Source organism: Mycobacterium sp. IS-3022, assembly GCF_001500065.1.
Classification (GTDB): Bacteria; Actinomycetota; Actinomycetes; order Mycobacteriales; family Mycobacteriaceae; genus Mycobacterium.
The window spans coordinates 334,376-348,862 of record NZ_LQIN01000023.1 but is presented as its reverse complement, the minus strand read 5'-3'; the positions used below and the strand labels follow the sequence as shown (position 1 = coordinate 348,862).

Annotated in this window: 15 protein-coding genes and 1 pseudogene; 3 read left to right on the top strand and 13 right to left on the bottom strand. The window is 67.0% G+C overall.

Annotated features, from left to right (window positions below):
- Positions 1–48 precede the first annotated feature (48 nt).
- The gene (locus AU188_RS16105; RefSeq protein ID WP_059164664.1) at positions 49–1,260 is read left to right on the top strand and encodes an acyl-CoA dehydrogenase family protein; all 1,212 of its coding nucleotides are present in this window, start codon (positions 49–51) and stop codon (positions 1,258–1,260) included.
- A gap of 65 nt (positions 1,261–1,325) precedes the next feature.
- Here AU188_RS16105 and pdxT read toward each other — a convergent pair whose 3' ends face one another.
- The 11 genes and pseudogenes from pdxT to AU188_RS16050 all read right to left on the bottom strand — a co-directional run bounded on the left by pdxT (position 1,326) and on the right by AU188_RS16050 (position 11,330).
- Entirely contained in the window at positions 1,326–1,910 is a 585-nt protein-coding gene (gene pdxT / locus AU188_RS16100) for a pyridoxal 5'-phosphate synthase glutaminase subunit PdxT (RefSeq protein ID WP_059164663.1), read from the bottom strand.
- The gene (gene tesB, locus AU188_RS16095) at positions 1,907–2,743 is read right to left on the bottom strand and encodes an acyl-CoA thioesterase II (RefSeq protein WP_059164662.1); all 837 of its coding nucleotides are present in this window, start codon (positions 2,741–2,743) and stop codon (positions 1,907–1,909) included. Before tesB ends, pdxT begins: the two co-directional genes overlap by 4 nt.
- Positions 2,744–2,753: 10 nt before the next feature.
- The gene (gene pdxS, locus AU188_RS16090) at positions 2,754–3,662 is read right to left on the bottom strand and encodes a pyridoxal 5'-phosphate synthase lyase subunit PdxS (RefSeq protein WP_059164661.1); all 909 of its coding nucleotides are present in this window, start codon (positions 3,660–3,662) and stop codon (positions 2,754–2,756) included.
- 66 nt (positions 3,663–3,728) lie between these two features.
- Positions 3,729–4,759 (bottom strand): annotated as a pseudogene (locus tag AU188_RS16085) (NUDIX hydrolase).
- Entirely contained in the window at positions 4,756–5,958 is a 1,203-nt protein-coding gene (locus AU188_RS16080; protein ID WP_059164660.1) for a glycosyltransferase family 4 protein, read from the bottom strand. The pseudogene AU188_RS16085 and the gene AU188_RS16080 overlap by 4 nt, the downstream one beginning before the upstream one ends.
- On the bottom strand, positions 5,958–6,896 hold the full coding sequence (locus AU188_RS16075) for a phosphatidylinositol mannoside acyltransferase (protein WP_059164659.1): 939 nt from the start codon (positions 6,894–6,896) through the stop codon (positions 5,958–5,960). Before AU188_RS16075 ends, AU188_RS16080 begins: the two co-directional genes overlap by 1 nt.
- The gene (gene pgsA / locus AU188_RS16070; RefSeq protein WP_059164781.1) at positions 6,893–7,567 is read right to left on the bottom strand and encodes a phosphatidylinositol phosphate synthase; all 675 of its coding nucleotides are present in this window, start codon (positions 7,565–7,567) and stop codon (positions 6,893–6,895) included. Before pgsA ends, AU188_RS16075 begins: the two co-directional genes overlap by 4 nt.
- Complete coding sequence (locus AU188_RS16065; RefSeq protein WP_172799525.1) at positions 7,564–8,139, bottom strand: ATP adenylyltransferase; 576 nt, start codon at positions 8,137–8,139, stop codon at positions 7,564–7,566. Before AU188_RS16065 ends, pgsA begins: the two co-directional genes overlap by 4 nt.
- A gap of 26 nt (positions 8,140–8,165) precedes the next feature.
- Positions 8,166–10,220 carry a threonine--tRNA ligase gene (gene thrS, locus AU188_RS16060; RefSeq protein WP_059164657.1) on the bottom strand — a complete coding sequence of 685 codons (2,055 nt, stop codon included), beginning with the start codon at positions 10,218–10,220 and terminating at the stop codon, positions 8,166–8,168.
- Positions 10,221–10,284: 64 nt separating this feature from the next.
- Positions 10,285–10,704: a TIGR02611 family protein gene (locus tag AU188_RS16055; RefSeq protein WP_059164656.1), complete on the bottom strand. Its 420-nt coding sequence runs from the start codon at positions 10,702–10,704 to the stop codon at positions 10,285–10,287.
- Complete coding sequence (locus tag AU188_RS16050; RefSeq protein ID WP_059164780.1) at positions 10,701–11,330, bottom strand: PaaI family thioesterase; 630 nt, start codon at positions 11,328–11,330, stop codon at positions 10,701–10,703. The genes AU188_RS16055 and AU188_RS16050 overlap by 4 nt, the downstream gene beginning before the upstream one ends.
- A 93-nt stretch (positions 11,331–11,423) precedes the next feature.
- On the opposite strand from AU188_RS16050, the gene AU188_RS16045 reads away from it, so the two are divergent.
- Positions 11,424–11,921, top strand: coding sequence for a DUF1990 domain-containing protein (locus AU188_RS16045; RefSeq protein ID WP_059164655.1), 498 nt, complete (start codon positions 11,424–11,426; stop codon positions 11,919–11,921).
- A 131-nt stretch (positions 11,922–12,052) separates the two neighbouring features.
- A complete protein-coding gene (locus AU188_RS16040; RefSeq protein ID WP_156426708.1) occupies positions 12,053–12,754 on the top strand; it encodes a GAF and ANTAR domain-containing protein in 702 nt (233 codons plus the stop codon).
- 8 nt (positions 12,755–12,762) lie between these two features.
- Here AU188_RS16040 and AU188_RS16035 read toward each other — a convergent pair whose 3' ends face one another.
- Together AU188_RS16035 and AU188_RS16030 are read right to left on the bottom strand one after the other, a co-directional pair.
- A complete protein-coding gene (locus AU188_RS16035) occupies positions 12,763–13,563 on the bottom strand; it encodes an alpha/beta hydrolase (RefSeq protein ID WP_172799514.1) in 801 nt (266 codons plus the stop codon).
- Positions 13,560–14,435 (bottom strand): L,D-transpeptidase, encoded by an 876-nt coding sequence (locus AU188_RS16030; RefSeq protein ID WP_059164653.1) that lies wholly within the window; start codon positions 14,433–14,435, stop codon positions 13,560–13,562. Before AU188_RS16030 ends, AU188_RS16035 begins: the two co-directional genes overlap by 4 nt.
- Between the last annotated feature and the right edge of the window lie 52 nt (positions 14,436–14,487).

The following is a 14,487-nucleotide window of genomic DNA, read 5'->3' as shown; positions in this document are numbered from 1 at the left end:
GGACACAGTACTTCGCAGCTATCTTACTCTGGAGTAAGGTATTGCTTCATGTCCTTCTCCCTGGAGCTGTCGCCCGATCTCGTCCACATCCGGGATTGGGTACACGATTTCGCCGCCGACGTCATCAGGCCCGCCGCCGCCGAGTGGGACGAACGCGAAGAGACGCCGTGGCCGATCATTCAGGAGGCCGCGAAGGTCGGGTTGTACTCGATGGAGATGTTCGCCGAGCAGGCCGCGGAGCCGTCCGGCCTCGGCATGCTGGTGGTCTTCGAGGAAATGTTCTGGGGCGACGCGGGCATCGCACTGTCCATATTGGGCACCGGCCTGGCGGCGGCATCACTGGCCGCCAACGGAACTCCCGAGCAGATGGCCGAATGGCTGCCGCAGATGTTCGGCACCGTCAACGAGCCGAAGGTGGCGTCGTTCTGTTCGTCCGAACCGGGCGCAGGTTCCGACGTCGGCGCCATCCTCACCCGCGCCCGCTACGACGAGGCCAAGGACGAGTGGGTCCTCAACGGTGTGAAGACCTGGGCCACCAACGGCGGAATCGCCGAGGTGCACATCGTGGTCGCGTCGGTGTATCCCGAACTCGGCACGCGCGGACAGGCCACGTTCATCATCCCGCCGAACACACCCGGATTCCGGCAGGGTCAGAAGTTCCTCAAGCACGGCATCCGCGCTTCACACACCGCCGAGGTGGTACTCGAGGACGTGCGCATCCCCGGCGGGTTGATCGTCGGCGGCAGAGACAAGTTCGAGGAACGCATCGCGCGGGTGCGCGAGGGCAAGAAGGCCAAGGGGCAGGCGGCGCTGGCGACGTTCGAGCGCACGCGCCCCAGCGTCGGCGCGATGGCGGTCGGCGTGGCCCGCGCGGCCTACGAGTACGCACTCGAATACGCCCGCCAACGTGAGCAGTTCGGCCGCAAGATCGGCGAGTTCCAGGCGATCGCATTCAAGCTGGCCGATATGAAGGCCCGCGTCGACGCCGCCCGGATGTTGGTGTGGCGCGCCGGCTGGATGGCCCGCAACGGCAAGCCGTTCGACAACGCCGAAGGCTCGATGGCCAAGCTGGTCGCGAGCGAGACCGCGGTGTACGTCACCGACGAGGCGATCCAGATCCTCGGCGGCAACGGCTACACCCGCGAGTATCCGGTCGAACGGATGCACCGCGACGCCAAGATCTTCACGATCTTCGAGGGCACCAGCGAGATCCAGCGCCTGGTAATCGGTCGCGCTGTCACCGGCCTCGAAATCCGCTGATCCTCTTTGGCGATTTGTGGAGTGTTAGCGGCGCTCACCGCCGGTGCGGCTCCACAAATCGCGTCTTAGAGCATGTCGACGAACAGCTTGTGGATGCGGCGGTCGCCGGTCATCTCCGGATGAAACGCCGTCGCCAGCCGCTTGCCCTGGCGCACCGCGACGATGTGCCCGGCCGCCTCGCCCAGCACCTCGACCCCGGGACCGACACGTTCCACCCACGGCGCCCGAATGAACACCGCGTGCACCCGGCCGTCGACGCCGCCGAACTCGATGTCGTCCTCGAACGAATCCACTTGACGGCCAAACGCATTGCGCCGCACCGTCATATCGATCCCCTTCAACGGTATGGCCTCCCGGCCGGGCGCCCCCGCGTCCAGGATCTCCGACGCGAGCAGGATCATCCCCGCGCACGATCCGTAGGCCGGCATCCCGTCGGCCAACCGCGACCGCAGTGGCTCCAGCAGGTCGAGTTCGCGCAACAGGTGGCTCATCGCGGTGGACTCCCCGCCGGGAATCACCAGCGCGTCGACGGCCTCCAGTTCACGCACCCTCCGCACGGTCGACGCCTCCGCGCCCGCTTCGCGCAGCGCGGCCACATGCTCGCGGGTGTCCCCCTGCAGAGCGAGCACGCCGACATGCCGAGCGCTCACGGCCGGTAGTCGCGCTTGTAGCGGGTGAGCCCCTCCTGCATGACCGCCGCCACCATCTCGCCGTACTGGTTGAAGATCTTGCCCTGGCACAGCGAGCGGCCGCCCGACGCCGACGGCGACGATTGGTCGTAGAGCAGCCATTCGTCGGCGCGGAACTGGCGCATGAACCACATCGCGTGATCCAGCGAGGCCACCTGCAGATGCCTGCGTTTGTCGGCGTGATGCACCTGCGCCGAACCCAGCAGGGTGAGATCGCTCATGTAGGCCAGCGCACAGATGTGCAGCACGTAGTCGTCGGGCAGCGGGTCCCGGTGCCTGAACCACACCTGCTGCTGAGAAGCCTTGCCGGGCAGCAGGGTCATCTTCTCCTGCGGAACAATGCGGACGTCCCACTCGGCGAACTGGTTGAAGCCCGCGTCGTCGAACGCCTTGATCTCGGTCAGCCCCGGGCAGTCGTCGGGCGGCGGCGCCACGGGCATTGCGTCCTGGTGCTCGATTCCGCTCTGGTCGGTCTGGAAGGACGCCGACATCGAGAAGATCGTCTCGCCGTGCTGAATGGCGTTGACGCGGCGGGTGATGAAGGAGCCCCCGTCGCGCAGCCGCTCGACGATGTACACCGTCGGCGCCTTGGCGTCGCCTGGACGAAGGAAGTATCCGTGCAACGAATGCACCTGGAACGTCGGATCGACCGTTCGCACCGCCGAAACCAGTGACTGTCCGGCGACGTGTCCGCCGAAAGTCCGTTGCAGGAAACCGGATTCGGGGCTGAAGACGCTGCCACGGTAGATGTTGACCTCGAGCTGCTCGAGGTCGAGGATCTGTTCGATCGCCATCTAGGAAGTCTTACCAGCCTCGCTCCGCGAGCCGGTGTGGGGCTGCGACGTCCTCGACGTTGATGCCCACCATGGGTTCGCCCAGGCCGCGCGACACCTTGGCGAGCACGTCGGGATCGTCGTAGAACGTGGTCGCTTTGACGATCGCGGCCGCGCGCGCGGCGGGGTCACCGGATTTGAAGATGCCCGAGCCGACGAACACGCCCTCGGCGCCCAGTTGCATCATCATCGCCGCGTCGGCCGGGGTCGCGATACCGCCCGCGGTGAACAGCGTCACCGGCAGCTTGCCGGCCCGCGCCACCTCGACGACGAGGTCGTACGGCGCCTGCAATTCCTTTGCCGCGACGTACAATTCGTCTTCCGACAACGACGTCAGCCGGCGGATCTCGCCGCCGATCTGACGCATGTGCGTGGTCGCGTTGGACACGTCGCCGGTGCCGGCCTCGCCCTTGGAGCGGATCATCGCCGCACCCTCGGTGATGCGCCGTAGCGCTTCGCCCAGGTTGGTCGCACCGCACACGAACGGCACGGTGAACTTCCACTTGTCGATGTGATGGGTGTAGTCGGCGGGGGTGAGCACCTCGGACTCGTCGATGTAGTCGACGCCGAGGCTCTGCAGGATCTGGGCCTCCACGAAGTGGCCGATGCGAACCTTGGCCATCACCGGGATGGTGACCGCGGAGATGATGCCCTCGATGAGATCGGGATCGCTCATCCGCGCGACGCCGCCCTGGGCGCGGATGTCGGCGGGCACCCGTTCGAGCGCCATGACCGCCACTGCACCGGCGCCCTCGGCGATGCGCGCCTGCTCCGGGGTGACGACGTCCATGATCACGCCGCCCTTGAGCATCTCCGCCATGCCGCGCTTCACCCGGGCGGTTCCGGTCTGGGTCACCGACCCGTTAGGTGCGGTATCCACTGCTATCTCCTCCGAATCGCTACTGATCCAGTCTAAACGCGGTCGCAAATGTATTGATTCCGCAAGTCAGCGGATCGATTGCAACTGCTGGCGCGGACCGCCCCCGCGCGCGTCGGCGAACGCATTGGCGTCTTTCAGCAATTCGCCGAGTTGCAGCGGGTAGACGGTTTCGCCGTTGGCGACCAGCTCTCGGATCATTGTCTCATCACACCAGCGGTGGCCGTGAATCGTGCGCCGTTCCAGGGCGGTGTGGCCTCCCGTCGACGGCTCGAACCGGGTGGTGCGGTGCACGAAGAACAACTCCTCGCTGCGGATCACCGCGCCGGCGAACTCGAACACCGCCTGACGGCGCCACAGCGGACCGACGAGGTCGGCGGCGGCCACCCGTAGACCGGTCTCCTCCCCGATCTCGCGCGCCGCGGCGTCGGCCAGGCTCTCGCCCGGCTCCACCGCGCCACCGACGGTGAACCACCAGCGCGGGGCGTCGACCGTCGAAGGATCCGAGCCACTGAGCAGCAGCACCGCACCGGACTCATCGAGCAGCACCACCCGCGCCGACGTGCGCCAGCTCACCGGCGACCGACCTCCGGGGCGGTTTCAGGCCGCTCGACGATCTCGAAATACGTTGGCAGCGCCGCGGTTCCGCCGAGCCGCAAGATGCGCACCGCACGCCGTTCGCGCAGCGCAAGGGTGTCGCGCACGGCGTCGTTGTGGAAGCGGCGGGCCAGCACCACCCGCGCTTCGGCGTCGGCCATTTCGGTGATCAGCGGCTGCGGCAGCGACGCCGGGTCCACGATCGCCAGCGCGGCGGACAGTTCGTTCTCGGCGGCCTCACGCGCAGCTCGCGGTGCCCGCTCGGCCGCGTCGGCCAGCGCCGCCAGCCGCTTCGCTTCCGGACCGTCCCCGTAGGCGTCGACGGCGACCGCCCGTGCGACGACGGCACGGCGGGCCAATGCGCCGTCGAGTGCCTGCCAGGACAGGTCGTAACGGACGTGCAGCCGGTCCAGCCGGTTGGCGGTCTGCAACGCCCACGCGCCGATCGCCAGGATCACGACGAGCAGCACCGCGAGCGTGATCACCACGATCCAGGTGATCACCGGACGCCTCCGGTCGCCTTCCCTGTCCGCGCCGTCCGTGCCGCCCTCGCGGCCTTGGCGTTGCCGCCGCTCTCACCGCCGGCCACCCTCACCTTGGCTCCCGAACCGGAGACCGTCTCGTACACCCGCATGATCTGCCGGGCCACCACCGACCAGTCGTAGCGTCGGACCGCTTGCGTCGCTGCCTCGATGTAGCGCTCGCGCAGCCCGTCGTCGGCCAGCACCTCGATCAACCCGTCGGCCAATGCCGACGCATCGTCGACCGGGACCAAGCGCCCAGCCACCCCATCGGCGAGCACCCGCCGGAACGCGTCGAGGTCGCTGGCCACCACCGCGGTGCCCGCCGCCATCGCCTCGACGATCACGATGCCGAAACTCTCGCCACCGGTGTGCGGCGCGCAGTACACGTCGGCGCTGCGCATCGCCGAGGCCTTGGCCGCATCCTCGACCTGACCGAGAAAGCGCAGATGTGCGGCCAGGTCACCGGCATCCTCGCGCAGCTCGTCCTCGTCACCGCGGCCGACGACGAGGATTTCGACGTCCGGGAACCGCTTCACCAGCTTCGGCAGCGCGCGAAGCAGCACGGCCATGCCCTTGCGGGGTTCGTCGAAACGGCCCAGGAACAGCACCGATTTGCCCGCACGCGGGTAGCCGTCGAGCAGCGGCGCGGAGGCGAACGACGCCACGTCGACGCCGTTGGGTATCTCGACCGCGTCACTGCCCAACGCCTCCATCTGCCAGCGCCGCGCGAGGTCCGACACCGCGATGCGGCCGACGATCTTCTCGTGCATGGGCCGCAGGATCGGCTCGAACACGGTGAGGGTCAACGATTTCGTCGTCGAGGTGTGGAACGTCGCGACGATCGGGCCCTCGGCGATGTTGAGCGCAAGCATCGACAGGCTCGGCGCGTTTGGCTCGTGCAGATGCAGCACATCGAAGTCGCCGTCGGCCAACCACCGTTTGACCATGCGATGCGTGGCGGGCCCGAACCGCAGCCGCGCGACCGATCCGTTGTACGGAATCGGCACGGCCTTGCCGCCCGAAACCACGTAGTCGGGCAACGCCATTCCCGGCGACGACGGCGCGAGCACGCTGACGTCGTGGCCGCGGTCGTGCATCACCGCGGCCAGCTGAAGCACATGCGACTGCACGCCGCCGGGCACGTCGAACGAATAGGGGCAGACCATGCCGATGCGCACTAGCCGGCCTCCAGCTTCGCGCGCCGGGCCGCGGGCAGGTCGGCCAGCCACTGCGGTTGCATCATGTGCCAGTCGGCCGGGTGCGCGGCGATGTTGCGCGCGAACCGATCCGCCAGCGCCTGGGTGATGACGGTGACGTCGCCGGACGAGGTGTCGACGTCGGGATACACCCGCATGCCCCAGCCGTCGCGCTCGTACCAGCAGTGCACCGGAAACAGCGCCGCGCCGGTGGCGATCGCGAGCTTGGCCGGGCCCGCCGGCATACGGGTGGGTTCGCCGAAGAAGTTCACCTGCACCCCGCTGCGGCTCAGGTCGCGGTCGGCCATCAGGCAGACGGGCCGGTTGTCGCGCAGGCGGTCGGCGAGCACCTCGAACGGGGGCCGGTCACCCCCGGTCAGCGGAACGACCTCGAAGCCGAGGCCTTCCCGGTACGCGACGAACCGGTTGTACAGCGACTCCGGCTTGAGCCGTTCGGCGACAGTGGTGAAGGTGCCGTAGTTCTGCGCCAGCCACACCCCGGCCATGTCCCAGTTGCCGCTGTGCGGCAACGCCAGCACTGCACCGCGGCCTGCGTCCAGGGCGGCCCACAGGCGCTCGATATCGTCCACGACGAGTTCGCGGCCGAGCGCCTCATGGTCCATCGTCGGCAACCGAAACGCCTCCCGCCAATATCGGGCGTACGAGGCCAGCGAATCACGAATCAGCGCATCCGGCACCTGTTCGGGCGGTACGCCGACGACACGGGCCAGGTTCTTGCGTAATTGAGCCGGCCCGCCACCACGCGCCGCGTAGAGTGCACCGGCCTCGAAAGCGTTGCGCGCCACGAATTCCGGCATCGCGCGGACCAGCCGCCAGCCCGCGGCGTACCCCCAGTCGGTGATCCAGCCACCCAACGGGTTAGCGAATACCGCCGTCGGCCCGGAGGGTGTGCTGGTCACGGTTCGTTCGCCTCGGTCTCGTCCCCGGTGCCCGCCCCGTCGCGCTTGGTGATCTTGTCCATCGCGCCAGGTGAGGTGCGCACGCTGTGTACCCGCTGGCCCAGCGTGACCAGGCTGGTCACCGCGAGCGTCCACATCGCGACGTGCAGCAGCCACACCACGCCGAACAACCCGGACAGCCCCGCTCCGACCAGCACGATGATCAGCCGCTCCGGACGCTCGATCAAACCGCCCTCCGCGGACAACCCGCTGGCTTCGGCGCGCGCCTTGATGTAGGAGATGACTTGCGACGTCACCAGGCAGATCGCGGTCGCGACCACCAGCGAAGTGCTCCGCAGCCCGAACGCGGCCCACCACAGCAGTCCGCAGAAGATGGCGCCGTCGCTGATCCGGTCGCAAGTGGCGTCCAGCACGGCGCCGAAACGGGTGCCGCCGCCGCGCTGACGGGCCATCGCGCCGTCGAGCATGTCGGCGAGTACGAAGAGCCACACGGCGACCGAGCCCCACCACAACTGGCCGATCGGGTACAGCGTCAGCGCGCCCAGCACCGAACCCGCGGTGCCGAGGATCGTGATGCTGTCGGGCGTGAATCCGGCCCGTAGCGCGCCCTTGGCGATGGGCGTGCTGAGCTTCTCGTACGCCGCGCGCGTCATCAGGTAGAAGTTGCTCACCGCTGTTTCGCCCACTCCGTCGCCAGCAGTTCACGAGTCTCGCGCAACAACTGCGGCACCGCTTTCGAGCCGCCGATGATCGTGATGAAGTTCGCGTCCCCGCTCCAGCGCGGGACGACGTGCATGTGTAGATGGTCGGCCAGCGAACCGCCCGCCGACTGGCCCAGGTTGAGCCCGACGTTGAAGCCGTGCGGCCGGGACACCGACTTGATCACCCGAATCAGTTTCTGGGTGAACGAGATCAGCTCAAAACTCTCATCGGGGTTCAGGTCCTCCAGCTCGGAGACCCGCCGGTAGGGCACCACCATCGAGTGCCCCGGGTTGTAGGGGTACAGGTTGAGCACGATGTAGACGGACTCGCCGCGCGCGACGACCAGGCCTTCCTCGTCGGGCATCGTGGGGATGTCGGTGAACGGCTGCGTGGATTTCGCTGACCCCGCCGACCCGGCCTTCATCGGCGACTCGGCGATGTAGCTCATCCGGTGTGGCGTCCACAGCCGTTGCAGGTGGTCGGGTTCACCGACGCCGCGGTCGATTATTGTCCTCTCTTCGCGCAAGCGCTCATCGCCAATCGTCCCCTCTTCGCGCTCTTCGCGGCTCACTTCGACGCGCCCACCTCGAGCAGTTCTGCGGTGGGAGCGGCGTTCTGCCGGCTCGCGATCCAGTCGGCGATCGCGGCGACGGCCTCCTCCCGCGGTACGCCGTTGAGCTGGCTGCGGTCACCGAAGCGGAAGCTGACGGCGTCGGCCTCGACGTCGCGGTCCCCCGCCACCAACATGAACGGCACCTTCTGGTTGGTGTGGTTGACGATCTTCTTCGCCATCCGGTCGTCGCTGGCGTCCACCTCGGCCCGGATGCCTTTCATCTTCAACTGTGTCGCAAGGCCGTTCAGATACGGGACGTGGTCGTCGGCGACGGGGATGCCGACCACCTGCACGGGCGCCAGCCAGGCGGGGAACGCACCGGCGTAGTGCTCGGTGAGGATTCCGAAGAAGCGCTCGATCGACCCGAACAACGCGCGGTGGATCATCACCGGCGGCTGCCGCGACCCGTCCGCGGCGGTGTACTCCAGCTCGAAGCGCTCCGGGAAATTGAAGTCCAGCTGGATCGTCGACATCTGCCAGCTGCGGCCGAGCGCGTCTTTGACCTGTACCGAGATCTTGGGACCGTAGAACGCCGCGCCGCCGGGGTCGGGCACGAGTTCGAGTCCCGACGCGGCGCCCACCTCGGCCAGCACGTTGGTGGCTTCCTCCCACAGCTCGTCGGAGCCGACGAACTTCTTGGGGTCCTTGGTCGAGAGCTCAAGGTGGAAATCGGTCAGGCCGTAGTCGCCGAGCAGGTCGAGCACGAAGCGCAGCAGCGAGGTCAACTCGCCACGCATCTGATCACTCGTGCAGTAGATGTGCGCATCGTCCATCGTCAGCCCGCGCACCCGGGTCAACCCGTGCACCACGCCGGACAGCTCGTAGCGGTAGACGGTGCCGAACTCGAAGAGCCGCAATGGAAGTTCGCGATACGACCGCCCCCGCGAGCGGAAGATCAGGCAGTGCATCGGGCAGTTCATCGGCTTGAGGTAGTAATCCTGGCCGGGCTTGCGCACGGTGCCGTCGGGGTTGAGTTCGGCGTCGAGGTGCATCGGCGGGAACATGCCGTCGGCGTACCAGTCGAGGTGCCCGGAGATCTTGAACAGCTCCGCCTTGGTGATGTGCGGAGTGTTGACGAACTGGTAGCCGGCCTCGGTGTGCTTACGGCGCGAATAGTCCTCGAGCTCGCGGCGGATGATCCCACCCTTGGGGTGGAAAACCGCCAGCCCCGAACCGATTTCGTCGGGGAAACTGAACAGGTCGAGTTCGGCGCCTAGCTTGCGGTGGTCGCGCCGCTGCGCCTCTTCGATGAACTCGAGGTGCTTGTCGAGGGCTTCCTGCGACTCCCACGCCGTGCCGTAGATGCGCTGCAGGCTCGCGTTGTCCTGATTGCCGCGCCAGTACGCCGCCGAACTGCGGGTCAGTTTGAACGCCGGGATGTATTTCGTCGTCGGGATGTGGGGCCCGCGGCACAGATCGCCCCACTCCCGTTCGCGCGTGCGGGGATTGAGGTTGTCGTATGCGGTCAGCTCGTCGCCACCGACCTCCATGACGTCGGGGTCGCCGGACTTGTCGTCGACCAGCTCGAGCTTGTAGGGCTCGTCGGCGAGCTCTTGGCGCGCTTGGTCTTTGGACTCGTAGACGCGCCGGGAGAACAGCTGGCCTTCCTTGACGATCTGGCGCATTCGCTTCTCGAGCGCGGCCAGGTCCTCGGGCGTGAACGCGCGTTCCACGTCGAAGTCGTAGTAGAACCCGTCGGTGATCGGCGGTCCGATGCCGAGCTTCGCCTCGGGAAACAGGTCCTGCACGGCCTGGGCCAGCACATGGGCGGTGGAGTGCCGGATGACGCTGCGGCCGTCGTCGGTGTCGGCGGCCACCGGAGTCACCTCGACGTCGGCGTCGGGTATCCACGACAGGTCGTGTAGCCGGCCCTCGGCGTCGCGGACCACCACGATCGCGTCGGGCGCCCCCCTACTCGGCAGCCCCGCCTGGCGGACCGCCTCGCCCGCGGTGGTCCCGGCAGCGACCCGGATCGGGGCTGCGGAGGCGGGGCGGGCGGCGGCGCTCATCGGGGGATCTCCAGTTTCGTTGTCAGCAGAGTCGAGGACGCGACCATGCTATCGGGGTGAGTCGTCAGTCTCCGATGCCGATCGGACTGTTCAGCCACTCGTGTTCGAACCCGACGAATTCGGCGGACCAGTCGAGTGCGCCCAGCAACCACAGCGTCAGCGCAACGACGAGCGCGGTGAACACGCCGCCGAGAATCTGCACGATGGCGTGCTGGCGGTGAAACCAGTCCATCACTTTGTCGTAGCGCTCCTTGGCGTAGGCCAGCAGTCGTCGGGCCCAGTCGAACTCGGTGGCCAGGATGCCCAGCCCGATGAACACGATTGCCCACCCCGGCCCCGGATACGGGATGGCGAGGATGCCCGCGCCCAGCACGATCAGGCCCACGACCCCGACGACGATGCGGTAGACGAACTCCGCTCGGCGGCGTTCGCGCAGCCGATCGCGCCACCGTGCCCAGCGTCGTTTGACCTCGGGGCCGTTCACGGCTGCCCCGGCTTGAGCTTGACGAACAGCGCATGTGCTTCGGCGAGCACCGTGCCGCCGTCCTGCAGCCGCCCGGAGACGAAGATCTTGCGGCCCTCGATCCGGTCGATGCCTGCGTCCACTTGGAACTGCTTTTCGACATGTGCGATCTTGCGGTAGTCGACGTGCAGGAACGCGGTGCGCTGTGCCCTGCTGCCGCTGAGTTTGAACGCGGTGAAGCCGAGCAGCGAGTCGAACAGCATCGCGACCGCGCCGCCGTGTGCGGCGCCGTTGCGGCCGAGGTGGAAGCGGCGGAACTCCGCAGTGCCGACGATGCGCTGGTCTTCGGTGACGTGCACGTCGAGCGGCACCGCCAGGACGTTGCCGCGGTTCGGCAGGTCCATCCGCCGGCCGGAGGGCGAGACCCACTCGTCGGCGTAATAGGGCGCAAGCAGCTGCGACACTTTCTCGATCTGATCCGCCGCTTCGGTGATCACCTCGTCGGGCGCGTCGGCCGCGCGGGCGTGGTCCTGCAGCGTGCGGACGGCTTCGATGAAGCGTCCGTAGTCGGGTCCTCCGCGCTCGGTGGGAACCGGCGGGTTGAAGCCCCCACCGGGTTCCGGCGCCACGGGCTGCTCAAAGGTCACCGGACCACCGTATTGCCTCGCTCGGTCGCCGGCCGCTCCGGCGTTGCTCGTGGTCACCGCGCAACGCTACGGCGACGATGACAAGGTAGCCGGATGAAGCTGAGCGATCTAGCCACGCTGCCGCTGACTTATCCGGAGGTGGGAGCCACCGCGCACGCGCTGCCGCCCGGGTATCACCACGTGCACAAGACCGCCGTCATCGGCCGCGGCCGAAGCCGCTTCGAGCAGGCCGCCGCGGCGGGCATGCGATGGGGCATGCTGCGCGGTGCCGGAGTACGCGTGGAAGCGACGACGGAAGTCGCGCAGGTGGGATCCGAGGTGATCGTGCACCTCGGTCCGATCGGGGCGCCGTGCCGCGTGGTGTACGTCGTCGACGAACCCGACCGTCGCGGGTTCGCCTATGGCACCCTTCCCGGCCACGCAGAGTCGGGCGAGGAGCTGTTCCTGGTGCGCTACGACCCCGGGTCGGAGCAGGTGTCGGCCGTTGTGACGGCGTTTTCCCGGCACGCGACCTGGTGGAGTCGCCTTGGGTCGCCGGTGACGTCGCTGGTGCAGCGCGTCGTCACGGAGCGGTATCTGCGGGCGCTGTAACGGATGTAGTCTGCGGTGTAGGCCTTACTCTGCACTGACGGTTGCTTGCGTCGCCGATAATTCCCATCCGAACGCAAGGTCAATCGCGGGCTCGTGCGCGTAGCCTTGAACGACTGGGAGAAGGACTTCAGATGGTGATGGCGAACGAACCCGACGAGCGCGAGGGCACGCACCTGCGCATCGCAGAACTTGTGCGCGGACTCTACAACCGGCCCGACGCCGATACGGTGATCGCCGAGCTGGCCGAACATGCGGCTGTCGAGATCCCCGGCGCCCAGTACGCCGGCATCACCATCACCCGCAAGTCCAAGAGCGTCGAGACCCCCGCAGCAACCCATCTGTACCCGATGCTTTTGGACAAGATCCAGCAGCGGCATCAGGAGGGTCCGTGCCTGACCGCGGCCTGGGAGAAGAAGATCGTTTACGTCGCCGACCTCGAAACTGAGGACCGGTTCCCGAACTATCGCCGAGATGCTCTCGCGGAGACGCCGATTCGGTCGATCATGGCGTTTCAGCTTTTCATCGAGGGTGAGACGATGGGTGCGCTCAACGTCTATTCGGAGGAGCCCGACGCTTTCGGCGACGAATCGAGAAGCATCGGAATGGTTTTCGCGGCGCATTCGTCGGTGGCGTGGAATGCGGTGCGTCGCGACGAACAATTCAGAAAGGCCTTGGCCAGCCGCGACACCATCGGTCAGGCGAAGGGCATGATCATGGAGCGCTACGGCGTCGACGCTGTTCAGGCTTTCGATCTGCTGCGCAAGCTGTCTCAGGACTCCAATGTGCCGCTGATCAAGATCGCGACGGAGTTCGTGAAGAACGCCCAACCCTGAGAGTCTGGTCAGCCGACGAGGTCGAGCTGTTTGTTCAGCCAGTTCAGCACCGGCGGCGCGACGTCGTCGACCGCGGACTGCGCGATGATCCAGTGCGGCAGGTTGGGATGGACCTGGTGCTCCGCGTTGTAGCGTGCGGCGATCCGTCGTGAGATCCATTGTGCGACATTCCGATCAGCACCCGCGCTGACGCACAGCACGGGGCACGTGACGTCCCGGGCGCTCACCTTGGTGGACGACGCTCCCATTGACATCTCGCGGAAGACCCGGCCCGAGTCGCGAACCAGTCGGGGCAACAGGTCGTCCTGTTCGGCCCGGTCGAGCGTGCTGAGCGGGACCTCCCGCATGGTGCGCTCGGACGGCAGGAACGGCTTGCCTGCGAGGATGCGCGGAAGTAGCGGGAACAGGTGTGGCAGGACGCGAAGTTGCGGCCAGAGCACGCCGGGCGGGATGGACGCCAGCAGCACCGCAGCACGCGGATCGCGTGCTGCGGCGATCTTCTGGGCGAGCAGGCCGCCCATGCTGTGACCGATGACGATCGGCGCGTCGCCCAGTTGGTCGTATGCCGCCAGCGCCACCCGGAAGCAGTCCTGGATGCCGGTACGTGCGAGCACGTCGTCATTGGTCGGGTCACGGCCCGGCAGCACCGGCGCGTGGCATTCGAAACCGGCGTTCTCCAGAAATCGGGTCCACGGCTGCAACAGTGACGGTCGACCGAACACGCCGTGCAGAAACAGAACGGGAGGCTTGGCCTTGTCCACTTCGGTCGGTGTCCTTCCGGTCGCGGTGACGGCGCGAAGCCTTGTCAACGGGCGATTACTCGAGGAACCTCCGGGTTGTCCGGTTCGACTCTCGGCCGTGGCACCTCGACGCTGTTCTGTTGCACGATAACCGGATCCCCGACCTTGACGGTGTTGAAATACCATTCGGCGTCCTCGGGGCTGAGACTGATGCACCCGTGGCTGACATTCTCGTAGCCGAGTGAATTGACCGCCCACGGTGCCGAATGCACGAAGATGCCGCGTCTGGTGATCCGGACGGCCCATTCGACGTCGAGCAGGTAACCGTCCTCCGAGTTGACCGGGATGCCGACGCTGCTCGAATCCATCATTACGTTGCGCTCTTTGGCCAATACGGTGAAAGTGCCAACGGGCGTTGGATATTCGGGCCTTCCCATTGACGCCGGAAAAACGCCGGGCTTGCCGAAGTGTGGCCGGTGATGTGGAGCCGGCAGGATCGAGGGTGGCCCTGCGTCGACGCCGTCAATCGTCACGGTGAAAGTGTGTTCCGAGGTATTGGCAACACCGACGACCGCCGGACCCGTCGCGACGTTCGTCTTCAGGTTGCCTACGGAAAGGGCGATGGTGCTGTGCGCCGGCCAGAATCGGTCCGGAACCCACTGCACGGTCTCGTTGTCGAGCCATTCGAACTTGCCCGTCATGGCGGGCGCCGATGTGATGTCGAGAAACCGCTCGGCGGCTCTCTTGTCGACGACGGGCGCCTCGAACGTCACCACTACGGGGTGCGCCACCCCGACGATCTGGCCTTCCGCGGGCAGAATGGAGGCGATGGCGCTTCGCACCGATTGGCTGGCAGCTGCCGCGCCTTCGTCGACCGGCCCGGCCACCACACAGGTAGCGACGACGACCGCAGCAAGAACACACCGGATGACCGCACGCAATCTTGGTGCCTCCCTTGAAATTACAACGATGTCAATAATGCTAAGGGAGCCG